This window comes from Dyadobacter sp. SRI_021, from assembly GCF_057586235.1.
On sequence record NZ_JBYCZM010000004.1, the window covers coordinates 374,708 to 399,050 of the forward strand.

The window sequence follows — 24,343 nt, forward strand, 5'->3', positions numbered from 1 at the left end:
GCCGATGATCCAGCCGGTATCATCGGCGCCGGTACATAACTCAACTCAATGCCGCCCCCGGTACTGATAATTGGATCACCGCTGTCAGATATTAGCAAATTGTTCCTTTAGAACAGCAGGAAACACGCCACAGTAATACGGTTGTTACCATTTACAAAACGATAAGATAGAATAAAGTTGCTGCCTTTTCTTCCACTGAAACTACATTCCCGCATTGCGACTCCCGAAACGCAATTGGTATGGGAATACCTACAATCACTGAACGATAAATCTAACCGATTCACCGTTTTCAACCAACAGTAAATACACCCCTGATTTCAGGCCCGCGATTGGTATGACGGAGCGAGACCCGTTCAGGCGGACCTGTTTATAAAACCTTCCATGAATATCTACGACCGTCGCCTTGCGCGGTAGCAGGTTCGAGCTGCCCAAGTCGACTGTCAACCAGCTGTTGGCCGGATTTGGGAAAACACTGATCGATTGCCCGTGGTCGATGGCGATGCTAATAACACGGCTGTAAGTAAAGGAGCCGTCCTGATCGATCATACGCAGGCGATAAAAATTACCAGGGCCAGGGCCGGGATCGGTAAATGTGTAGTCATGATTACCGGAGCCGGAGGCAGAAATTACGCCGATTTGCCCGAATGTGTGGCCGTCGCTACTCTTTAATATTTCAAAATGCGACGTGTTTTCTTCGTCGGCAGTCGCCCATTTCAACCTAACAGCGCCGCCGTCGAGCCTGTTTCCGGCAAAACTCACAAGCCGGAGCGGCAAATTGGCATCGTCATCGACGATATCGACCGACGCAACGTTCTGTGACGGGGCTCCTGTATATTGCAGAGAATTTGCATCAGAAGCTCCGATAAGGGTGCACAATATCGTTTCCGTTTCTTCGACAAGGGTGTCATCGATGGCAGTCAGGGAAACATCGGCAGTATTATGATAAGCCAGTAGTATGGCAGCGGAGTTTGCGTAATCGGCGCCCGTAGCCGTACCCCCAAACTGAATGTTGCCAACAAGGCTTGTCGAAGGCACGTAATCCCCGGGAAGGCTCATTCTGATAATCCCGGAACTTGCCGGTTCGGCAGCATCCGCAATCTTGGTGAGTGTTATCTGCGTGTTGGCTGCGGTGTAGTCATCATCGGTAAGAAGAACATCGATCGCCGTGTTCACCGGGTCCGGTGGAAAAATAAAAGCATTGCCCCCGCCGTCTGTAGCACTTCCGGAAAGTAAAGTAACGCGGAGATTTTCCGGGCCCTCGATAATGTGATCGTCGTACATGTTGACAGATACAATAATCGAGTTCGTATTTGGTGGAATCACCAGCGCTCCGATCGATTGACAGTCCACTCCCGGGGAGGCCGTGCCCGACAAAACATAGGCGATATGGACCGGCCACGCGGACGTTGCCACGCCGGCCAGTTTCAATGTAAAAGTGGCTTGCCCGGAGGGCTCAGCAGCATTGGTCCCGATAAGCACCTGGACCGGTGTCGATGAAGCGGCGTTGGCATCGATGATGTTAACCTGCGCCTGATTATTGGCGGGATCTATCGGCAAGGTCAACGTCGCCGACGCTGCACTGGTGATCTGAATGCCGGTACTTTCCGGTCCTTCGATGATACCGTCATTGAAAGCATCGACGTCAATCAGGACCTGGGTTGATCCGGCCGGAATGACCGCATTTCCCGTATAGGCAGGTAAATGGACAAAGTCCGGCCCCATTGTTGCTTGTCCGGATGCAAGAAAAGAATAGGCAACTATCACATCCTCAGCCAATGGAACAGGATAATGAAGGCCAATTTTATAAATACCGTTTTTTCCACCTTCGATGGCATCAGACAATTTTTGCAGATAAACATATTGTCCCGTCGGTTGCGCAATTATCCGGGTGGAAAAATTTAAAAAGAATGTAGCCACAAACAAGTATGAAATCAGGCGGCTCCTTCGCATTTTGATCGTAAACGTCTTCATAGGCAGCGGGTGATGGGTGAAATGTATCGCCGATAAACCACAAATCTACTAGCGGTTATTTGCTACCAATATACTAATTTTTACTATTTTAAATTACGAAGTTTTATTACAATGAGATTTCATTTTGTAAGGTACTGCACCTGGAATTACGGTGGCAGTGACTACCGCGCAGCCCCGCCTGAAGGCCAGGCAATTTTTCTGTATTAAAATTAAAACGACTGACGAAAGGCCATCGGCGAAATATTCGTTTGCGATTTGAAGAACTTACTGAACGATTGAGAATGGCTGAAACCGAGCTCGTAAGCAATTTCACTCACCGACAAGCTGGTAACCGACAATTTCTCCTTGGCCTTTTCCAACAGCTTTTGCTGAATATGTTGCTGTGTGCTTTTGCCCGTAACCGTCTTTAAAACGGCACCGAGATAACCTGGTGAAACATTTAGTTGCTGCGCGACAATTTGTACGCTGGGCTGGCCTTTTTCCAAAAGCTCATCGCTGTTGAAATAGTGAAACAACAACTGCTCCATTTTTTCCAGCAGCTTATGGTTGGCTACTTTTCTTGTTGCAAACTGACGGCAATAATACCTGTCTGCATAGGTTAGAAGCGATTCCAGATGGGAAACTATCAGATCTTGCGTAAAGGCGTCAAGATTCCCCTGGTATTCGTGTGCAATATGCTGAAATATCGCTATCAGCGTCAATTCTTCTTTTTCCGACAAAAACAGTGCTTCGTGAATAGCGTAACCGAAAAACTCATACTTACTGATCTTCAAAGCCAATGAAGTATTCCATAAAAAATCAGGATGGACAAGCAGCAACCATCCTGAATGATTCAGCTCCTGGTCACCATCCATTTCGATTTGCAATATCTGACCCGGTGCCATACAAGTTAGGATGCCTTCATCAAAGTCATATTTACTCTGCCCATATTTCATTCTGGCGTTGAAATTGCGTTTAAGGCCGACACTGTAAAATGGAAGCACCAGGCTGATCGGGCTGTTTGCCGGCAGCCGCCGCATCGATTCGAACGATATAATGCTGATTAATGGGTGTTCTGGCTTGGGCAAGCCCATGATCTGATGGTACTCACTGATCGACTTGATGATGTGCGGCTGCATTGCACTAAATTACACCTTGTTGTAAATGAGCGCAAATTCTCTGGCAAAATCTTCCAGCTTTATCTTGCCAAAGACATGCGGGGCTGTTTGATCAAAATGCCTGCGCAAATTGCCATTATGAATATTTTGTCCGAGCTGCAATGTATTTTCAATAACATGCCGGGGCACTTTACGGCTTTCCATCCTTTGTCGTTGCTGATCATCCGTAAGCCTTTTCCATTGTAAATCAGGTTTGCCGATAGAGCCGCCCAAAACACTGGCCACTTCCGATGCGCGCCGATCATCACTAGCCACGTATCTGATGCCTTTGCTATCGCTACCCAACCGCAGCTCCTCCGCGGCGGCAGCGGCAATATCGGCGGGCGAAACCATCACAATCCTATCCTCTTCTCCATAATTTGCAGCAATCATACCTGTGGCCCTGATCATATCGACAAAATGAAAAAGGTTGTAGTAGATAAACCCTGCACGGAGATGAGTAACCCTGCTACCGGGTACACGATCCAAGATACCTTCGGCGAAATGCGATCCTAAAATATACCCTGTACCGGAAGGCAAGTCTGCGCCCCAGCTGCTTAAATGCACGATTTTTTTCACGCCCGAGCCTGTTAGTGCTTCCGCATACGCGGAGGCAACTTTCCGGTAATGCGTCAACGGATCTTGTGCTGTAAAATCAGGTGGAACCATGGTGTATACGGCATCCGTGCCCGCAAATACCGGTTCCATGAAACCAGCATCGGTTACCGAACCTATTGCTGCCCTGGCACCCAAGGCATGTATCTGCTCCCTTTTTCTGGGGTCGCTTGATATTATGGTAACGCTATGTCCGGCGCGGATCAATATTTCCGCAAGCGGCCGGGAAACATTTCCTAACGATCCAGTAAGAACGATTTTCATTTTTGCTATTGTTTGTCCAATGCAAAGGTCTGATCGATTGCCCAAGTGGATGTAGCCCGATCCGCTTTTGTTGAAGCCGGATAACATGTTTTTGTGTTTCTTTCACTTTTTAAGTCAAAGCCAGGTGTCGATAACCTTTGGAGAGCGAGGGAAGTAGTACACCATAGCGCTCCGAAATCCTGCGCCACCCCAGCCCGATCATTTTATCGTATTCTTCCAATGGGCGAACGCATTATTGGCCGAATGCAGCATGTAGAATCCGCCCCTGCCTTCTAAAAACACTTCAGGCTTCGCTCTGCATGAGCTGGCCAGCGGAACCTGGTATTCTGAATATCGTTGGTGTTCTGTACAACGACAGCGTAATTGACAAATGAAGGATTTCAGGCTATCATGCCGAAAAACCACGTCAGACAAAAAAAGTAATGGCAATACCCGGGAAGCTGTTTAAGCAGCCTCCCGGGCCCTGTTCAACCGCGCCTTGTTTTTATTTCGACTCTGCCACCGGCGCTGCGTTCGCGCCTATATTACCAGCGGCTACGGTGACCGCACCTAGTTTAACGGTCACGTTAGCATTGTAGGCGTCAAGCTTATCGAAAAACCCCTCTTCAGTAATGCTAAAATACTTACTGGTCGCGAACGCGCCCGTAGCACCCGCGACTGTGTCGAGCACCTTCAGGGCCGTGGCGGGCGCTGCTGTCACCTTTCCGGGAAAAATAGCGGCTGTATAAGAGCTCCCCCCTGCTCCGTTATAAAGGCCCATCTGTACTAAGGTGATCGTCTTGTTGTACTTGTAAAAGACTACGCGCCCATAGATATTTTCCGTAGTCGCGGCAGCTAACGTATAGGCCTTATACGTCGATACAGTACCGCCACCTGGCGCTGTACTTAAATTGGGCGGGTAGTCCTGTTGTTCACAAGAACTAAGCAACGCAAATAGCGTCATCGTGATAACCAGGGATACCATCGGGGTGATTTTGCTGATATATGTTTTCATGTCAGGATGATCATTAAAAGTTGAAAGAAATGCGGCCGTAGTAGTAAGATCCGTTAGAGCCCTGCTGATTGTTGTCATACAGGTAGAAGCCCTGGTTTTCGGGGCGCAGAATGTCAGGATATTTATTAAAAACGTTACTGCCGCCCATGGACAATTTTAGGTTCCTGGTCAGGTCGTAGCCTACACTGGCATCGAAAATGGATTGCGCGGAAAACTTCTGATCATAAAAGTTACCTTCCGCATCGGAGGAAGTTGACCGGGAGGTCACCGTTCCAAAGTATGTGCCTCTCACCATAGCATGAAATTTATTGACGCGATAGGTAACCGAACCGATTAGTTTTTGTCTTGGTGTTCCGGTTTCAAACTGACCAATAGTGGCCCGATCCAGGTACTTGGCTACAATCTGGTCTTCTGTCAGGTTAGCCACATTCAAGTCAAGTACTTTCCTGTTCAGAATGGTGTTTTTGCTAAAAATAGCTGCAAGACTGAAAATGAAGCTTTTACCACGACTCAGGGTGAGCGTATAGTTTCCGACTGCTTCAATTCCTTTGGAACGTACGTCTGCACCATTCACAAAGAACTGGGCTTCTCCCCCACCGATGACCTCGTCGTAATGATTGCCGACCTCGGAAGCATTGAAGTAGCTGGTCCTGAAAATACGGTTATCTACATCAATCTGATAAGCATCCAAAGTTACTTCAAATCCGTGGGCCGGCTGATAGGTGAGACCGAAACCATAGGTCCTCGATTTCTCCTGTTTAAGACCCTGAATTCCTAAAACCCTGGCAGCGGTACTGTTGGTTGGGTAAGTTGTCACATCAAGCGGTTGCGGGATACCGTTTGCATCCGGCACGAATGCCGTGGCAGTATGGGTATAATTCAACTCCTGAAGGGATGGCGCGCGGAATCCGGAAGCAATCGAAGCCCGCAATGAAAGCGTTTTGGCAATGGAATACCTCGCGGCTAATTTGCCGATGGTAACGCCGCCAAAATCCGAATAATTTTCCACACGGAAAGCGCCGGCTACCAGCAGGCTTTTAGTTACTTCAAGTTCGGCATCAAGGTAAGCGGCCATGGTGGTGCGGTACTCATCCCTTTCGTTTTTCGGGCCGAATCCGGCAAAACACTGGCAATTTGAAGACAAGGATTTAACGGTAACCTGCTGGCCTGCATTCACACTGATCGGATTTCCATTGGCATCTACGATCGGTGTGCTGCTGGCATCTTCCAAAGGTTTTCCATCAGGGCCGACAAGCAAACCGGCTTTACCCACGGTAAGCACCCCTGCATCTCCATAGGTATAAGCCTCTTCCTGACCCTTCATAATTTTATAGTTTTCTATACGCATTTCAGCGCCAAAGGCAATGTTCAGCCCCCGCAGCACATCTTTGAAATAGCGGGAAAAATCAAGGTTAGTCGAATTTTGGGTGAACTGGTGCGTACCCAAATACATATTGACCGGTGAATTGGAACCCAGTGAAGCATTCATGGTATTGACCATCCCTATCCGCATCCGGTTCCGGCCAAATGTGTTGCTGAAATCGACATTGAATTCCCCCAGCTTACTTTTAATACCGGTTGTATTGGAAAGGTCGGAAGTATTGGAGGTCATCTGTGGACGGAAGCCATTGGGATACAGCAGGTAATTGAAACGGTCAGTTTGTGCAGGACGGCGGAAGTAGCACGAGAAACCTTTAAGATATTTGTAAGACGCTCCCCCAAAACTGTACAGCGTTGTGGTAGGATTCAGCTGATAACCTGCATTGTAAAAAGTACTGCCGAGCGTAATGGCAGGCATACCCGCATAAACGGCAAAATCAGCTTTGGTCAGGCCGCGTGCAGCCATTAATCCCGCTTCTGTGGTCAGCGACGCAAGTGCCGCCGTGTTACCCGAGGCCTGTGCAGCAACCAGCTCGGGATTGGTGATGACCGGATTTCCGTTTTTATCGGTCCGCAGATTATTCAGGTAAGTTTTATCAAAAAATCCCCAGTCGTTCACAAAAGGTCTCAGGGTCGGGCGCTTCTGCGTAATTTGCCCGGACAGGTTAAAGTACCCCTTGTCTCCCATTTTGAAGCCGTAATTAGCATCAAACTGATAATTGAATCCATCCGGCTTACCATCTTTGGTCAGTTCCCCTGCCTTGCCGCCGGTATTGGCATAACCTCCACCGGTAAAGCTGCCTGTCAGCTTATCTGTCCCTTTTTTGAGAATAATATTGACTACGCCGGCCACTGCGTCCGAACCATATTGAGCGGCAGCGCCATCGCGTAAAATTTCAACCCGGTCGATGGCGGACGCTGGAATGGTCATCAAATCAACGGACGTGGAGGGGCTACCGACGGCCGTTCCGGTAATAAGCAGGGCGGAAGTGTGCCTTCGTTTTCCATTCACCAGAACCAGTATCTGGTTGGGGGCCATGTTGCGGAGCTGCACCGGATCTACGTGGGAATCAAGGTCACCACCCTGGGATCTGACCGCGTTAAAACTGGGTGCCACAAAAGCCAGCATTTGGGCCAGGTCAATCTGAGGAAGGTCTGCCATGATATCCTTGATGGAAATGACATCCACCGGGACGGGGGTTTCCAGAATGGTTCGCCCGGTATTTCTGGACCCTGTAACTATTAATTCATTTAACTCCGTGCCGCCATCTTCCAGCGGAACGCTTAACGTTGCTTCGGAACCTATCTTAACTTCCTTGGTCTTAAAACCTATAAAGCTGAATACCAGTACATCGCCCGGCACAGCATCGATCGAGAACATACCCTGATTATCCGTAATAGTACCTTTATTCGTATTTCCTTTCAAGATGATGTTCACACCAGGGAACACTTCCGCAGTGGATGCAGAAAACACTTTACCGGTAATCTTTTTGCTTTGGGCAAGCATGGTAAACGGTAACCAACAAATGAGCAGAAAGAGCATCGCAGGCCTGGCCACGAATTCGCATTTTCGTAAGTTTCTCTTCATAGTAATGGAGTGATTTTAGTTGGATATTCATTTCAAAGAATCAGACTGGATGGGCATAGTCTGATAGCAACAGCCCCCTTTCCGGGTCTGCGAGGAGTGTTCGTATCAAATGCGCGGCTAACGAATTGAAAATATCGAAAAAACAGTATAATGCAATATATAATATCGGATACATAGTAAAATACAATATAATTCATATATATTCTTCAGAATATATTGCCTTTACTACGCACTCACCAGAAACTGAAACGAGGCGGTGGCCCGGGCAATAACCGTACGCCCACGAAAGCGATAAACAAATTGTTGAACCTTGTTACGCCTTATTTTCTGCATACTTTATAGTACCGGGCAAGCAAAAGCGCTCTCAACTTAACTAGATGTACTTCACAATCATGGTCGACAAATCGATCGGCCCTCTGCAGGATGCGCAGGCGGCCATCAAAATGGTGCGTCAACGGGCAACTGAATGGAATATCAACCCCGACAGAATTGGTATGATGGGACTTTCCGCGGGCGGTCATCTGGTATTGATGGAAGGTACGTAACAGAACAGGGTGGTGATCGACAACAAAGAAAAAATTAGCCTTCGCCCCGATTTCATGGCATTGCTATATCTCGTGATAATTTACGATCCGGACACGCCCCGTACTCGTGAAACCCTGATTGGCAAGAAACCTTCCCGCGAACTACTGGATCAGTATAGCACAGACAAGCATGTCAGTATTGCCACACCACCGACATTTCTGATACATGCGGCCGATGACGACGTAATCCCGTCAAAAACACGCTTTCCTTTTTTTAATGCCTTGCAGCAAGCCGGAGTAAAAACCGAAATGCACATTCCACAGTCGGGTGGACATGGATTTGCTCTTAGCGATTTGAACAGTAAGGACAATTGGTTCAGAATGTTCAAAAGTTGGCTGGCAGAAAACAGGTTTTAAGGATTGTCCGATCCTTAAAGGTACGCAGGTCTTATTAGATTTGAGAGCAACGATAGGCGTCTAAGACCTGGTCGTACTGCAACTTTGAATTATCTGTTTTGGGCTCGCTGAGTTGAAATTCGAACAGCCTGCCAATTTCTTCATCATATAGATAATAGCCAGCAGCGTCGCCCCGCGTGTAGATTTTCACTGGTTTGGCCCCTATCCATCCTAAGTGTGGTATCAAGTCGTCAAGATTAAAATTAGTGATTTCAAGAAAAACAAAGTGACTAGACATATCCAACTCTTTTGTGTGATTTATAAGGCAAAACGGAACCCACCTCCGCAGTCTTCCGGGCCTAAGAACTTTTGAAAGATAGCCCCGAGATACATTTTCAGTGTCTGCCTGCACATCAACCGGGCCGAAATCTGGTTAATCCGATCGTATCATAAACAGACTAGCTGATTTCATTTTTTGCTGATCGGGCATTCCGCCCGGATTGACCACCCTGTCCTTTATTTCATCGCGCCTGGAAACGGCAGCGATGCACAAGTCGTAAATTTTGAGTGGTGGTCAATCCGTTGCGGAACACGGTGGCAGCGGTAACACTACGCTACATTAGAGAATCCTACAATCCCTTGGGGTTTTGAACCGCCACACTTCCTTCGCCGGCCTTATTATAGGCAAGCTCGTTGGCAGGTACGTCCCAGTAATCCAGGAAGTTGTAATTAATGGTCGCGTTCTTGCTAACCACACCCGCCTTATCAACTACAACCGCGCCGGTTCTGCCTCCGCCTGTTGCAACATCATCGATCACTCCCCAGCGTCTGGCGTCGTAGAAGGCAAGCCCCCGGAATGGCAGAACCACCCTTCTCTCGCTTCTCAATTCTTCTTTGGCAGCTGCCAGGCTAAGCCCCTTACCCGCAACGGCGGCCAGACCGGCACCCTGAAGTTTACGGATGGCATCGATGATTTTAAGACCGCCCTCTATATCTCCCGTGTTGATAAGCGCCTCCGCCAATGTCAGCTGATTTTCTTCGTAGGTGGTGGCCATATAGAATTCGTATTCGCCCACCGCTTTGTTGCCCAACACAACCACGCCCGCAAGTCCCTTTCCGCCATCGATCAAACCATACCGGGTATTGAAAATGTTTCCACGGTCATTATTGCCAATCCATGGGTTGGTTTCGATCGCGAAGTTGTTCTCTAGTCTTTTATCGCCCGGTTTAAAATCCTGTACAAGGCGTTCGCTGACTTTGAAACTACTGGTTTTGGTAGTACCCGTAGTGAGGGCCGAAGGCGTACTACCGGTAGCGGAAATAAAATCGCTGGTCTCGTTTGATCTGGCCGTAAACACGTAATCCGTTGCTGTAACTCCATCTTTGGCAAGGGCGATGATAGACGCCCACTGCTCCGCAGTCATCTTTTTTACAGTGGTGTTTACCAGTATGTTTCGTGCTTTCATCGAGTTGATGTTCCTCTTCCACATATCAGGTGTAAGTATCCCCCCCTTCCCAACCTGAAAAAATGCGGGAATAATTTTACCGATCACTGCCGAGTAATCGGCAACGCTGCTAACAGCGCTTAGAGCTGCCGCGGCTTTATCATAGTTGGCATTTGACTCGGCAATGATAGCTTCCTTGCTCACAAACGTGTTATTGGTACCCACTGCCTGATCATTGATGATACCGGCATAGTAAAGTGAACCGATACGGCCATAGGCGTAACCCTTCCACCAATATGCCCAGGCCTTAAGTGCGTTCTTTTTACTTTCGGCATCTCCCGTAAATGTGGTTTTGTCCACCAGCGCCAACACATTATTGGCCCCGCTGTTGAGACTGTACATGTAGGCCCACTCGTAATACAACGGGTTGTCGCTCGCGTTTGCATTGATATTTACCTGCCGCAGCATGTCCAGTTGAAGGGTCGGAGAATTGGGGTTCTTCACCCTGGTGCCGTTATCGAGGATCACGTAATTGGCTACCCCGATTTCGTTCAGCCGCTGGTTGGCAGCTTCCACCCCTACAACGTCCCCCATAATTTCGTGATAACTAAAAGGATCCCCGAAAAACCCGCCATAAAAACCGCCATACTTCACAGTCAGGAAGCCATTTACATAAATAGCGCCCTGCGCCAGGTTGATCAGACCGGATTCCGAGTTAGCGCTTCCAGTCGTTGGCTGGTTCGGGTTCTTAACGTCTAATTGATCCTTACAGGAGAGAACAGACGTCAGAAGCACCAACATCGATAGCAATTTTATTTTTTTCATGTTTTATCTCTTTTAAGAATGCAATGAATGTTTTTAGAAACCGAAGTTTAAACCGACCTGATAAGATCTGTAATTCGGCATACTGCTGTGGTCGGTTCCGCGGTCCCATGCCGAGTTGTTGGCACCCGACACGATTTCAGGATCCATACCGGTGTATTTGGTTAACGTAACCAGGTTGCGCCCCGAGAGTACTAATTGCAGCCTTCTGAATCCTTTAATATGAGTCAGTTTTGCAAAGTCCAAAGCAACAGAAATATTTCTCAGACGGAGGAAAGAGGCATCTTCGTAGAAATAATCTTTGGTACCATTTCTGGTAACGGCTGCATATACACCCCGGTAAAACGCGGTCCATGCGCCGGTTTGTCCGTCGATCGTGAACGGTTTTGCGTAGTCGGCATGGATTCCGTCGCGGTACATCCATTCCTTGGTTTGGTTGTAAAGATGGCTTCCCTGGATCCAGTCCAACTGAACGTTGAAAGTCAGAAAGTTCTTGATCGTCAAATCATTGATGAATGAGATGTTGAACTTCGGATTAGGATCGCCGAAACTGTATTTGTCAGGGGTTACATAAGGGAATTTTGTCGCTTTGTTGACCACATAGCCGTTGCTTGCCAGCGTATAGTCACCCTTTTCGGCTTCCGAAAGAAAGGGGGTGCCGTCCGGCTTTGTGGCATCCAGGCTATGGAGCAATCTATGGCCGTAAAGCTGTCCGATTTTTTCATCCTTGCGAAGCACATAATTCGTACTTCCGGCATTGGAGATAACAACAATCTCCTGATCGCCAACGACAGAATTGATTTTCGAAGTCTGTTTCGTAAAGTTGGTAGTCAGATTCCAGCTGAAATTCTTGCCCTGGTATACAGATGCGTTCAATGAAGCCTGCAAACCATGGGAGCCGAGTGAAAAAGCATTGGTTTTCAAAGTTCCCGAACCGGAAGTCGGCGCCACATCAATGCTCCATATCGCATTGTCCGTAGTCCGTTTCCAATAAGTGGCCGATAGTCGCACATCGTTCAGCCAGTCGGCGTTCGGCATCACGTTCAATGTAAAATCCGTTCCGATTTCAAGCTCTTTGGATACTTCCACACCCAGGTCAGGATTATTTTGGTTTGGATCGAAATAGAAGGCATTGCTGGCACCCAAAACCTTTGTACTTAAAGTAACATAGCGGTCAAAAGGCTTGGGCTGAATACCTGCCTCTCCGTATGCGGCACGCAATTTAAATTCGGGAATACGGTCGGCGATCGCTCCTGATTCCCAAAAGCCCAGTGAGGACATTCTTAAATAAACATCACCTCTCGGAAAGGTAAACGGCTTTGAACCTCCGCCAAATGCGGACGAGTAGTCACTTCTGAACCCGCCGGCAACACCGAATATATCCCCATATTCAATTTTTTGATTGACAAGGTACCCGTAGGTAATAAACGGTTCCTTGTAATCCTGAATAACCTTGAAGGATGTTCCCTGCGTGCTGTTAAACGGCGTGTAAGTCGGCAATCCGGCAGCCGCTGCTGCATACAGCGTCTGTTTCTGGTTGCGGTAGTCAAAGGAAACCTGGGTAGATGTCGTAATTGGAATATTCCAATGAAAGTCATCTTCGAAATTGGTGTAGATAAATGCAGTACCCAAAAAATTCTGGAATGTTCTTGCATAGGTATATTTATCGATACCACCTGTATTGTCAGGGCTGATCGCGGAGCCCACCCAGGTCGAAGCGGCAACGGAATTGGCGTTGTTTGACTGGTTTTGCGCCGTATAGACGTAGTCTTCCCTATTGTAGTTGAGTCCGTATTTTGCATCCAACTCCAGATACTTGTTGACTTTATAGTTCAGGTTGAAATTTTGGATGATATCAACCTTTTTATCGTCGCTGTCTGAATAATACTGGGCGTAAATAGGGTTACTTCCGTTCACACCCGCTGCATCTCCCAACTTGTTGATCGGACTACCATCGGGTAATTTGAAATCGTAGTCCACAAAAGCACGGCTATTAAAAATCGAGTATATGTTATTCCCATTAACCGTGTTTTTGGTATAAACCAGCTGCGTGGTACTGCGCAGCCTTAACCCCTTGGCAAGCTGGACGCCCAGGTTGGTAACCAGGTTACTACGGTCGTTATAACCATTGTTAAGGAAATTGGATTTCTGATGGTTATTGGACGCAGAGGCGCTGAAATCGAATTTCTCACTGCCTCCTGAAAGGGAAATGCTATTGTTGATCGTGTTGGCAGGAACAAAAAACTGTTTGAAGTGATCATGATAAGCAAGATTGGCGTTGTAGGGCTTATCGGTCTTGTTAAGCGGATCCGTACTGTTCCAGATTACGTTTTCGGTATACAAGCCGGTCTGCGGGTCAATCGAAATCGGCGCGCCCGAAGATCCGATGATGTTATTGTTTGCATCGGTATTATATCCGTGAAAACGCGACTTGGCCATTCCACCCACATTCAGATAGGTATTGTTTGTGATCGCACTGGAAATATCGATGTTCAGCTGCCCATTTTTCCCCCTTTTTGTAAAAAGCTGGATAACTCCGTTCGCGCCCTGAGCCCCATAGATCGAAGCAGAAGCGGCGCCTTGCACGACTTCCACCCGCTCGATAGAATTAAGGTCGATCGCGCTGAGATCCGTCGAAGCCATCTGAATACCGTCTATCAGGATCATTGGCGATGTCCCCCGGTTCACAGAGTTAATACCTCTCAGCAAAATGTTGACTCCCGCCCCCGGCGTTCCGTTGCCGCTGGTGATCTGCGCTCCCGGAATTTTCCCGACCAGCGCCTGATCCACCGAAGCAGAGGGCGTCTGCGGCAGGCTTTTACCGGAAATCGTTTCGACCGATATCCCCAGCTTGGCTTTGCTCGTAGCCACACCGCTACCGGTCACAACCACTTCGCTTAAAATCCTGGCGTCGGATACCAGCTTCACGTCGATCACCGACAAGCCATCAAAAGTGATTTCCTGTGAGATCATTCCAACAAAACTAAAGGTCAATTTTCCCTGATCGGGTACGGCGATTTTGTATTTGCCATCCATGTCCGTGATGACACCGTTATGGGTGCCGGCGATTAACACGTTCACTCCCGGGATTGGTGATTCGTCCTCCGCAGCGGTGACTACACCTGTTACAAACTTTTCCTGTGCCCATAGCAATGATGAGCAACAGCACACCAGCAGGGTGCTGAGCAGTAAAACCTTCTTCATAAGTAAACAATAGTTAGGTTGGTATCGGAGACTTGTCTCTTAACAAAAATACCCTTTTGCACTATCAATACAAACCAACCTACATTTCAGGAAACACATATATGATAGTTGCATATTCAACAATACAACAAAATTATATTTCGCAATTATAAAATTTTATGAAATATAATTTCAAAACAAGTTAACATACGATGTTCACTCAAAATCATCATTCTGAGTAGCGTCCGAATGTGGTTATTAATTTTTAAAAAATATTATAAAGTCAGCGAGCTAAAATTCTTGATAATATTCTACAATTACATTTTAAAATGATTTCTCCACAATGCACTTTTCCGGGACTCTAAGGCCCGACCCGACCGATGTATCCGTTAATAAACTTATTATTAAACAATTAATCTGATTCAGCTGGGGTGTCCCCCCAGAAAATAAACTTCACTCATCCAGATAAAAACATAATTATTTCAACAAAACAAAGCACCCAGTTCAGTATGCAAAATAGCTAACCGGCCAAAAAACTACATACGATATGACTATACGTTCATAGTAATATCTGTGGATCCACACGAGAGATAACTTATGATACTATACGTCAACAATTCCTCTGATAGCTTGCTCGTTGAAATTTGGCACCCTGATTTTAGCTCACCTTTTAGCCCAATGACCCTGACATTCCAAGAAATGCGACACCGACAGACCGGTCTCACAGTTGGATAAAACCGGGAGCAATGCAAAAATCGGAAAACAAAAAAACCGCATCAGATCGCTCTAATTGCGGTTTTCATTCATTTTACTTACGAGGTCTAATCAAGATTCACAGCCTATTACTTTCCGATACAAAACTTAGAAAATATATTATCCAGCAAATCATCCGTCACAATAGTCCCGGTAATTTCCCCCAAATGATGCAGCGCCAACCGGATATCCTGTGCTAAAAAGTCCCCGGTAACGCCCAGTGAAAGCCCATTCAATACATCCGTCAAAGAATCCGAAGTCTTCATCAAATGCTCATAATGTCGCAAATTCGTAACGACCGTATCTCCTGCTGCCTGCCCATGAACAAGTGAAACAAGCTTCCTGGTCAAGGCAGGTAAATTCTGTTGCGTATGTGCGGAAATGGGGATAATGTCCAACGAACCGGCCAGTTCGGATGCCAGTGAAGGATTAATATCCGTCTTATTCAAAACAAACAACACCTCCTTACTAGCGGGCAGCGATGCAGCCAATGCGCGGTTCTCGGCCAGCGTCACCTCGCTATCGAAGAGAAAAATCACAATGTCCGCCTTATCCATCGCCGCTTTTGAGCGCCCGATGCCGATGGATTCCACTACGTCATTCGTTTCGCGGATGCCCGCAGTGTCGATAAAGCGGAATTTCAAGCCATCCAGCACGATGGTATCCTCTATCACATCGCGCGTAGTGCCGGCAATGCTGGTTACGATAGCTTTCTCTTCATTCAATAATGCGTTCAGCAAAGTAGATTTACCCACGTTGGGTGAGCCGATGATAGCCACCGGAACCCCTTCCTTAATTGCATTGCCAAAGTCAAATGAGCTGATCAGCGGTTCAATGGTTGAAAGTAATGCATTGATTAAACGTCGCAAATCATCCCGCTGGGCGAACTCTACGTCTTCTTCGCCGAAATCCAATTCTAGCTCGATTAATGAAGCAAAATGAATGAGCTCGGAGCGCAGCGATGCCAGTTTTTTGGAAAAACCGCCCCGCAGTTGGTTCAATGCGGTTTTGTGGCTCGCTTGGGAGTCGGCGGCAATAAGGTCGGCGACGGCCTCGGCTTGCACCAGGTCGAACTGGCCGTTTAGAAAGGCTCGCTGCGTGAACTCGCCGGGTTTGGCGACGCGGGCACCTTTGGTGATGAGCAGCTTTAATATCTGGCGGATAATGTAGTCGGAGCCGTGGCAGGAAATTTCGACAGAATCTTCTTTGGTAAATGAGCGCGGCGTTTTGAAAACGGACACGAGCACTTCGTCGATGATTTCGTCGCCGGCGTTGATAGTACCGAAATGCACGGTGTGGGATTCGGCATTTTCGAGGTTTTTACCCTTAAATACGCTATTCACCATCGCGATCGAGCCCAGGCCCGACACGCGTATAACGCCTATCGCGCCCACACCCGAGGGCGTAGCGAGCGCGCAAATCACTTCCTGCTGTTGTATTACTTCTGTATTCATAATTGCAAATATGCTACTTTTAAAGAGAACCATTAACCGCCGCAGGAAGTTTGAATTTTGTACCTTTACGGGATTTTTACGGCGCTCCTGCGTGTTACACTTTTTTCAACATTAAGATTTTCAAGACTTTGCTTACCGAAACTTTGCCTATCGTTACCTCAGAACTTCCGGTGATGGAAGCCTTTTACACCTTGCAGGGTGAAGGCCAGCACAGCGGTCGTGCCGCGTATTTCATCCGCCTCGGCGGCTGTGATGTAGGTTGCCACTGGTGCGACGTGAAGGAATCGTGGGACGCGAGTATTCATCCCAAATTCGATATCAATGCGATCGTGGACGGCGCATTGCAGTTTCCCGGTCGATTAGCAGTAATTACCGGAGGGGAACCATTAATGTACAATCTCAACGAGCTGACGGGCGCATTACAAGCGGCAGGCTTCAAAACCAATATCGAAACGTCGGGCGTTTATCCATTTACGGGACATTGGGACTGGGTTTGCTTTTCGCCAAAAAAATTCAAAACGCCTCACCCCGACATTTACCAGAGTGCCGATGAGCTGAAAGCGATTATTTACAATAAAAGCGATTTCGAGTTCGCCGAAGAACATGCAGCCAAAGTTTCTCCTGATTGTACGCTGCTACTCCAACCCGAATGGAGTAAGCAGGACGTGATGCTGCCTTTGATAATTGACTATATCAAAGACAATCCCAAATGGAAAATGTCGTTACAAACTCACAAGTTTATGAACATTCCATAATGCACCGGGTATTTCTTTTCTGCTTCGCACTAGTCACCATAACGCTACAAAACGCTTCCAGTCAGGACGTTACATTACCCAGAAAAGCGAGAGAAGTATACGATAAGGCACAAAAAGCATGGCAGGAAAGGAAGCTCCCCGAGGCCACAGAGTTGTTTGAAAAAGTGCTCGAAATTGAGCCGAACAGCTACGATACCCATTTGCGCCTGGCACAGGTGTATGAACTGCAACGGAAGCCCGACTTGGTCCGCAAGCATTACTACAAGGCTGTCAATCTTAAACCGGATGCCCCGCAATCAGCAGCGGCTTTTCAATGGATAGGCCGTGATCATTTCAATGTGCAGCGGTACGACTCGGCCCAGTTTTATTTCGAAAAGGCATTCGCTTTGTTTCCTGCCAGGTCGAGTCTGGGAAGGTTAGCTGAGAGATCGGTTGCCTCAGCCCGTTTCGCCCAGCAGGCTGTAAAGAACCCGCTTTCGATTGAGAAAAAGTCATTGGGGGATACGGTAAACTTCCTCGACACTCAGTACTTCCCGGTCATGACGGCTGACGACGAGACATTAATTTTCACAGGCCTGACTGCAAACCGCGACGAAAACATCTACTTTACACGCCGCATCAAGGGCCCGGCTGCTCGGTGGGATGTGCCGGAGGAAATCTCGAAAACCATTAATACGGCCAACAATGAAGGCACCTGCACGGTTTCGGCCGATGGCCGGACGCTTGTTTTCACTGCCTGCAACCGGCCCGACGGCCTGGGCAGCTGCGATTTGTACATTTCCCATAAAGTAGGCAAAGAATGGAGCCCACCGGTGAATCTCGGCCCGGAGGTCAATTCGCGCGAATGGGAATCACAACCTTCGCTGTCCGCCGATGGGCATACCCTCTATTTCGCGTCCGACCGCAAAGGCGGCGTAGGGAAGCGCGACATCTGGATGACGCACCTGGACGACAAGAAACAATGGACCGCCCCCCAAAACCTCGGCCCGGTCATTAACACACCTGACGACGAGAACGCCCCATTCATTCATGCGAATGGCCGCACATTGTTCTACTCTTCCAACGGCCTGCCGGGGATGGGTGGCTTTGACATTTTCATTACTCAAAAAACAGACACAATATGGGCGGCGCCCGCGAACATAGGCTACCCGATCAATACCGTTTCGGATCAGGTGGGGCTTTTTATAACCTCCAATGGAGAAAATGCCTACTATACCGATGATAATACCGAAAAAGGAGGAGGCCGCTCCCTGCTGTACACCTTCCGGGTGCCCGACGCGCTGCAAAAGCTCATCACGCCTACGCGTTACGCGAAAGGTAAGGTGTTTGACAAAAAGACAGGCACGGTATTGGCTTCCGACATCGATCTTTTTGACCTTAAAACCCAGACCAAAGTCGGCTCTTTTACTTCCGATAGCCAGAATGGCTCCTTTCTGGCGGTTTTGAATAGTGGTGGGGAATATGCATTCTATGTATCCAAACCGGGATATCTGTTTAAAAGCCTTTCATTTTCGGTCAATAACGATCAGTCGTTTGTAGATCTTGAAATTCCGTTGGAAGCGATCGAGAAGGACCGCGCAGAGATTTTGAACAACATTTTCTTTAAAACGGGGGAATATATCCTGGATGATAAATCGAAAGTGGAGCTAGACAAGTTGAGCGACTTTTTGCACAAAAACAAAACCATCAAAATCGAGATATCAGGCCATACTGATGACGTAGGTTCGGATACCGAGAATATGGCACTCTCCCAACGCCGGGCACAGTCCGTACAATATTATCTGCAACAATCGGGAATTGCGGCCGACCGGATTTTGGCCAAAGGTTATGGTGAAACAAAACCCATGGCGCCCAATGATTCCGATGAAAACCGGCAAAAAAACCGAAGGATCGAATGGCGCATCCTCTAAATGCATTTGCATAACGGGCTGAAATTTTGCACTTTTGTCAGTCTGCCTGTGTTGTACCAACAGGTACAATAAGGCGAAATCAAGTCTCACACACAAAGAAAAGCCTTGCTGGGCACCGCTGGAATTTCCAGCCTAAACTTAGAACATTCGTCATTAACAGTAGTTTTATATTAACATGTCATCCGAGAAAGTCTCTTGCTTAATTATCGGCTCCGGCCCTGCCGGTTACACAGCCGCCATATATGCATCCCGCGCGGGGTTGAATCCTGTACTTTACCAAGGTGCCCAACCGGGTGGCCAGCTGACGATCACCACAGAAGTCGATAACTATCCGGGCTACCCCGATGGCATTACCGGCCCCGAAATGATGATCAATTTCGAAAAACAGGCCAGACGTTTCGGTACTGACATCCGTTACGGCATGGCTACTTCGGTTGATTTTACCGGATACCCTCATAAAGTGATCATCGACAACAAGCATGAGATCATCGCCGACGCGGTCATTATTTCAACAGGCGCTTCTGCCAAATGGCTTGGATTGGAAGGTGAAGAACGTTTGAACGGACGTGGCGTATCGGCCTGCGCGGTTTGTGATGGTTTCTTCTTCCGCGGCCAGGACGTGGTCGTGGTAGGTGCCGGCGACACAGCTGCCGAAGAAGCCAGTTATCTGGCCAAACTTTGCCGCAAAGTATACCTGCTCGTTCGCCGCGACGAAATGCGCGCATCGAAGATCATGCAGAAACGATTGGAAACTTTGCCTAATATTGAAATCCTCTGGAACACCGAAACCGTGAAACTGAACGGCGAGGAAGGCCTCGAATCGGTATTGGTTAAAAATAATAAAACGGGCGAGGAGCAACTTTTAGAAGCAACCGGTTTCTTTGTTGCGATTGGCCACAAACCCAACACGGATATTTTCAAAGGTTATGTCAATATGGACGAAACCGGATATATCCAGACCATCAAAGGAAGCTCCTGCACCAACATCAAAGGCGTATTTGCCTGTGGTGATGCACAGGACAACGTTTACCGCCAGGCGATCACCGCTGCGGGAACAGGCTGTATGGCCGCGCTGGATGCTGAGCGATTCCTGGTAGAGCGGGAAGTGGACGTTATTATCGAAGAAGAAACAGCTTAATCAATCGCACAACCCCTAAAAGGATCAGACTACGCTGAATAATAAGCACCAGCGTGGTCTGACTTGGTATTATACTTATGAAAGTAAAGCTTATTGTCTGTTTGCTAATGGCCGTGTGTCTGATCTCCTGGAACACGCAAGCGCAAGAGCGAGGAAAATTCCGAAGAAACCCCAAGATTAACCAGTCGGGTAACAATGCCAACGAGGGCCCGACCACCAAAGCTACGCCTCAGCCCGAGGACGAATACGAGGTAGAAACCTCCAACCTGAAATTCCAAAGCCAGTTCGAGCCGGTCAAGCCGCTGAACCCCGTCGTGAATGAAGATACCACCACCATTGACGAAGGGGAAACCGAAGTAGTGATCGCCGAAGATTCTGTGCTTGTTGCGGATGAATGGGTAAAGGCCGCTGAATATTACGTGATCTGGGACGCCCGCACCATTAACCCCTACGGACTCAAAGCAGAAGATTTCGACGAGCCCGTAGATCTCAAATTATACGATCAGGCGGCCAACCGCATGTGGTCCGCTCCCATGGAACGTACTCCGGTAACATCCCACTTCGCCTACCGTTGGGGCCGCTGGCACAATGGGACCGACCTCGATCTGGAAACGGGCGACTCGGTAAGGAGCACGTATGACGGTATGGTTCGGATCGTTGCCTGGGACGGCAGCGGATACGGCCGTTTTGTGGTGGTAAGACATTATAACGGGTTGGAAACATTGTACGGCCACCTTTCCAAACAAATGGTAGAGTCGGGTCAGCTGGTAAAAGCCGGCGAAGTAATCGGTTTGGGAGGAAACACCGGTCGGAGCTCAGGGTCACATTTGCATTACGAAAACCGCTACGAAGGTAACCCGTTCGATCCCGAGCATATCTTCGACTGGCCAAATGCAGCTATTAAATCTGACCACTTTCTGCTTACGGCAGCCGCCTGGAGCCACATCCGCGGCAAATCGGCCAAGAGCGAATTTGAAGCAGGTGACGCGCCAAAGGCCTATTCCCGCTCCATTTTGCACAAAGTACGCTCGGGGGATACGCTGGGCTCAATCGCTTCACGTTACGGCGTAAGTATATCATCCATTGCCCGCAAAAACCGTATGTCGACTCGCAGCACATTGCGGATCGGACAGAAATTGCGCATTAAATAATCCGAATCTATCATGAAATTAGATATCCTTGCCATCACAGCCCACCCCGACGATGTAGAGCTGTGCTGCGCCGGCACATTACTCGCGCAAATCGCACTGGGTAAAAAAGTAGGTATTGTTGACCTGACAAGAGGCGAACTAGGCACCCGCGGTACACCCGAGGGCCGCATTCAGGAAGGCATCGAAGCCGCCCGCATTCTCGGTGTGGAAGTCCGCGAAAACGTGGGCCTGGCCGACGGCTTCTTCAAAAACGACGAAGCACACCAGAAAGCGATCATCCCGTTCATCCGCAAATACCGCCCCGAGATCGTGATCACCAACGCGGTTCACGACCGCCATCCCGATCATGGCCGCGGCGGGGCGCTGGTGGCCGAAGCCAGCTTCTACTCCGGCTTGCGCATGATCAAAACTTATGATGAGCAGGGGAACGAGCAGGAAGCGTGGCGTCCGAAACAGGTATTCCATTCCATTCAGGACCGGTACATCACGCCTGATTTTATCGTGGACATCACCGATTTTCACGACAAAAAGATCGAGGCTGTGAAGGCATTTAAAAGCCAATTCCATGTGCCCGAATACAAAAGTGAAGGTGAGCCGCAGAGCTACATTTCATCTCCCGAGTTCCTGGAATTCATCATCGCACGCGCGCAGGAAATGGGCCATGCGATCGGTGTAAAATACGGCGAAGGCTTCACCACCGCACGCAAGCTGGGCGTACGCGACTTGTCGGTGTTCATCTGACCGGTATTGTGATACTTTTGTTATAAAAATCGGGGAATTTGTTTGACCTACGCGAGCGTTTTAATCGTATATCTTGAAAAAACAGATCATAAACGCATGAAAAACTTCATTATGGCTGCGATCGCCGGAGTTTTTGCCCTTACGCTGCAAAATTGCTACGGTCAATCCTCTGCCGACCAGAGCCAACCGGCCGCAAAAGCACCCGAATATTCGCATACCGAAACGGCCCCCGTCAAAAGAAGTAATGACGACTGGCAGAAGATCCTTTCGCCGGAAGTGTACCGCGTAGCGCGCCTGAAAGGCACTGAGCGGCCGTTCACGAGTGAGTACGAGCATTCAAAGGAGATCGGCACCTTCTACTGCGCTGTTTGCGGGAATCCCCTTTTCAAAAGTGACGCCAAATACGAGAGCGGCTGCGGCTGGCCGAGCTTTTTTGAACCGATCAGCAAGAAATCCATTGTGGAAGCTGCGGACAACAGCCTCGGCATGCACCGCATCGAAGTGATGTGCGGCCGCTGCAAGTCGCATTTGGGGCACGTTTTCGACGATGGCCCGCCGCCTACCGGCCTGCGGTACTGCATCAACGGTGTGGTACTGGATTTTGAAAAGGCGAAAACCGCCGAAAAGAAATTCAATAGTAAAAAGAAAGCGGAAAGCGGCAGCTAGTACCACCGCTTAGGATCAATGAGTAAAAGGGACATCCCTCGGATGCCGGGCCAAATGGCTCGCATTCAGGAGGAATGTCCCCTTTTCTTTTAGCGCTAAAATCTTTTTTCACACTCCTTGTTTTATAATTTGTTCCAATTCTAAATAATCTATATGTTTGCCAAAGATTTATAATTAATCTAAATAAACCATCTGGTTACATCCCTAACAAAAACGCCTACTGGATAAATGCTACACTACAATTTCAAGTTGCGGGCCATACTGTTCGCCTCTGTCGCTGTATTCGGACTTGTTTCGTGCTCAGATGACGATGAGCCTACGCCTCCCGCGCAGCAAGACCTTCGCGCCAAGATCGACTACGCGAAGGTGACGCCCACTACACCTTATAAAAGCCTTTTTATTGACGCCAAAGGTGACACCACTGCCGATTTGAAATCGGGCACCGACCGTTACCGGATGTTTCAGGCATTGAATTATTACCTGGGCAGCGCAGTTCGCGACTCGGCGACACTGGATGCTGCGGTAATGAAAAATATGTTTGCGAATACAGGTAACCCGTTCAAGGATATTAAATCCGGAGCTGTCTTGGTAAACGGTGCAGACCTGAATGCATCTGGCGTTCAGCTTCGCAATGTGACCGCTTCATCAAGGGCGTCGGCAGAAGCGGAAGCAAACCGTGCAGCACTTGATGGCTATTTCGGCGAAATGGCAGAAGCCAGCAAGTCGGTGAAAGTGAAAGCAGCAAAAGGCGTGGCAGGGAAGCTGGGTAATTACCTGGTAACCGCAAGAGGTATTGAAATGGCCCAGATTATTCAAAAAGGCCTCATCGGCGCGTTGCAGCTTGACTATATCGGTAATGTATTGTTAGACAAAGGGTTGGAAGCCGACAACAAAACACTGGTTTCAGGTAAAAAATACACCGCGCTGGAACACAATTGGGACGAGGCTTTTGGTTTGCTTACGCCAAACCCAATTCTCCTCGAAGGCGCTAATATGTCAGAAAAAGGAGCCAAAGCAACTGAGCAGTTTCTGGGGTCTTACCTTTGGGAATACAATAGAGAGGTTTCTTCAAAAATCCATACTGCCTTTCTCAAAGGCAGAGTTGCGATTGTCAACAATGACAAGACTGAGCTGAAAACGCAGGCTACTTTAATCCGCACCGAATTAGAGAAAGCTGTCGCGAAAGCTGCCGTAGGTTACCTGGATAAATGGAAAAAAGGTACGGACGACCCTGCGCGTGCACATGCGATCGGTGAAGGCCTTGGCTTCATTTACTCATTGCGATTCTGTACCATCAACGGTGCCGACGCAACCTTCTCTGACGCCATTCTTAAAGGCCTGATCGATCCGGTGGCTTCACCAAACGGCTTCTGGGATCTGACCAATGACAAAATTAACGCGGCGTCCGACGCCATTAATGCGAAATTCAAGCTGTAAGAGCACATATTACCTCTATT

Annotated in this window: 17 protein-coding genes; 9 read left to right on the forward strand and 8 right to left on the reverse strand. The window is 48.4% G+C overall.

Annotated elements, in window-relative coordinates:
* Window positions 1–255 precede the first annotated feature (255 nt).
* The 5 genes from AC2YIT_RS14515 to AC2YIT_RS14535 form a co-directional block, all read right to left on the reverse strand.
* Entirely contained in the window at window positions 256–1,971 is a 1,716-nt protein-coding gene (locus tag AC2YIT_RS14515) for a Calx-beta domain-containing protein (protein WP_487279635.1), read from the reverse strand.
* Window positions 1,972–2,180: 209 nt separating this feature from the next.
* Window positions 2,181–3,089, reverse strand: coding sequence for a helix-turn-helix domain-containing protein (locus AC2YIT_RS14520; RefSeq protein WP_487279636.1), 909 nt, complete (start codon window positions 3,087–3,089; stop codon window positions 2,181–2,183).
* A gap of 9 nt (window positions 3,090–3,098) precedes the next feature.
* Window positions 3,099–3,986, reverse strand: a complete 888-nt coding sequence (locus AC2YIT_RS14525) for an NAD(P)H-binding protein (RefSeq protein WP_487279637.1) — start codon at window positions 3,984–3,986, stop codon at window positions 3,099–3,101.
* A gap of 484 nt (window positions 3,987–4,470) precedes the next feature.
* On the reverse strand, window positions 4,471–4,980 hold the full coding sequence (locus AC2YIT_RS14530; RefSeq protein WP_430845670.1) for a hypothetical protein: 510 nt from the start codon (window positions 4,978–4,980) through the stop codon (window positions 4,471–4,473).
* A gap of 13 nt (window positions 4,981–4,993) precedes the next feature.
* Window positions 4,994–7,948 (reverse strand): TonB-dependent receptor, encoded by a 2,955-nt coding sequence (locus AC2YIT_RS14535; RefSeq protein WP_487279638.1) that lies wholly within the window; start codon window positions 7,946–7,948, stop codon window positions 4,994–4,996.
* 377 nt (window positions 7,949–8,325) lie between these two features.
* On the opposite strand from AC2YIT_RS14535, the gene AC2YIT_RS14540 reads away from it, so the two are divergent.
* Window positions 8,326–8,493 carry an alpha/beta hydrolase gene (locus AC2YIT_RS14540; RefSeq protein WP_487279639.1) on the forward strand — a complete coding sequence of 56 codons (168 nt, stop codon included), beginning with the start codon at window positions 8,326–8,328 and terminating at the stop codon, window positions 8,491–8,493.
* A 54-nt stretch (window positions 8,494–8,547) separates the two neighbouring features.
* The gene (locus AC2YIT_RS14545; RefSeq protein WP_487279640.1) at window positions 8,548–8,889 is read left to right on the forward strand and encodes an alpha/beta hydrolase family protein; all 342 of its coding nucleotides are present in this window, start codon (window positions 8,548–8,550) and stop codon (window positions 8,887–8,889) included.
* 608 nt (window positions 8,890–9,497) lie between these two features.
* Here the strand turns inward: AC2YIT_RS14545 and AC2YIT_RS14550 are convergent.
* From AC2YIT_RS14550 to mnmE, 3 genes are all read right to left on the reverse strand, one after another.
* Entirely contained in the window at window positions 9,498–11,138 is a 1,641-nt protein-coding gene (locus tag AC2YIT_RS14550) for a RagB/SusD family nutrient uptake outer membrane protein (RefSeq protein WP_487279641.1), read from the reverse strand.
* 33 nt (window positions 11,139–11,171) lie between these two features.
* Entirely contained in the window at window positions 11,172–14,339 is a 3,168-nt protein-coding gene (locus AC2YIT_RS14555; protein ID WP_487279642.1) for a SusC/RagA family TonB-linked outer membrane protein, read from the reverse strand.
* A gap of 821 nt (window positions 14,340–15,160) precedes the next feature.
* Window positions 15,161–16,525, reverse strand: a complete 1,365-nt coding sequence (gene mnmE, locus AC2YIT_RS14560; protein ID WP_430845666.1) for a tRNA uridine-5-carboxymethylaminomethyl(34) synthesis GTPase MnmE — start codon at window positions 16,523–16,525, stop codon at window positions 15,161–15,163.
* 173 nt (window positions 16,526–16,698) lie between these two features.
* Between mnmE and AC2YIT_RS14565 the strand changes: the two genes are divergently transcribed.
* The 7 genes from AC2YIT_RS14565 to AC2YIT_RS14595 all read left to right on the forward strand — a co-directional run bounded on the left by AC2YIT_RS14565 (window position 16,699) and on the right by AC2YIT_RS14595 (window position 24,323).
* Window positions 16,699–17,280 (forward strand): 7-carboxy-7-deazaguanine synthase QueE, encoded by a 582-nt coding sequence (locus AC2YIT_RS14565; protein ID WP_430846408.1) that lies wholly within the window; start codon window positions 16,699–16,701, stop codon window positions 17,278–17,280.
* The gene (locus tag AC2YIT_RS14570; protein WP_487279643.1) at window positions 17,280–19,190 is read left to right on the forward strand and encodes an OmpA family protein; all 1,911 of its coding nucleotides are present in this window, start codon (window positions 17,280–17,282) and stop codon (window positions 19,188–19,190) included. The genes AC2YIT_RS14565 and AC2YIT_RS14570 overlap by 1 nt, the downstream gene beginning before the upstream one ends.
* Before the next feature lie 175 nt (window positions 19,191–19,365).
* Window positions 19,366–20,328, forward strand: coding sequence for a thioredoxin-disulfide reductase (trxB, locus tag AC2YIT_RS14575; RefSeq protein WP_430845664.1), 963 nt, complete (start codon window positions 19,366–19,368; stop codon window positions 20,326–20,328).
* A 77-nt stretch (window positions 20,329–20,405) separates the two neighbouring features.
* On the forward strand, window positions 20,406–21,479 hold the full coding sequence (locus tag AC2YIT_RS14580; RefSeq protein ID WP_430845663.1) for a peptidoglycan DD-metalloendopeptidase family protein: 1,074 nt from the start codon (window positions 20,406–20,408) through the stop codon (window positions 21,477–21,479).
* 12 nt (window positions 21,480–21,491) lie between these two features.
* Window positions 21,492–22,220, forward strand: coding sequence for a bacillithiol biosynthesis deacetylase BshB1 (gene bshB1, locus AC2YIT_RS14585; RefSeq protein WP_430845662.1), 729 nt, complete (start codon window positions 21,492–21,494; stop codon window positions 22,218–22,220).
* A gap of 96 nt (window positions 22,221–22,316) precedes the next feature.
* Complete coding sequence (msrB, locus tag AC2YIT_RS14590) at window positions 22,317–22,886, forward strand: peptide-methionine (R)-S-oxide reductase MsrB (protein WP_487279644.1); 570 nt, start codon at window positions 22,317–22,319, stop codon at window positions 22,884–22,886.
* Window positions 22,887–23,114: 228 nt separating this feature from the next.
* On the forward strand, window positions 23,115–24,323 hold the full coding sequence (locus tag AC2YIT_RS14595; RefSeq protein ID WP_430845660.1) for a DUF4856 domain-containing protein: 1,209 nt from the start codon (window positions 23,115–23,117) through the stop codon (window positions 24,321–24,323).
* The last annotated feature ends 20 nt before the right edge of the window (window positions 24,324–24,343 follow it).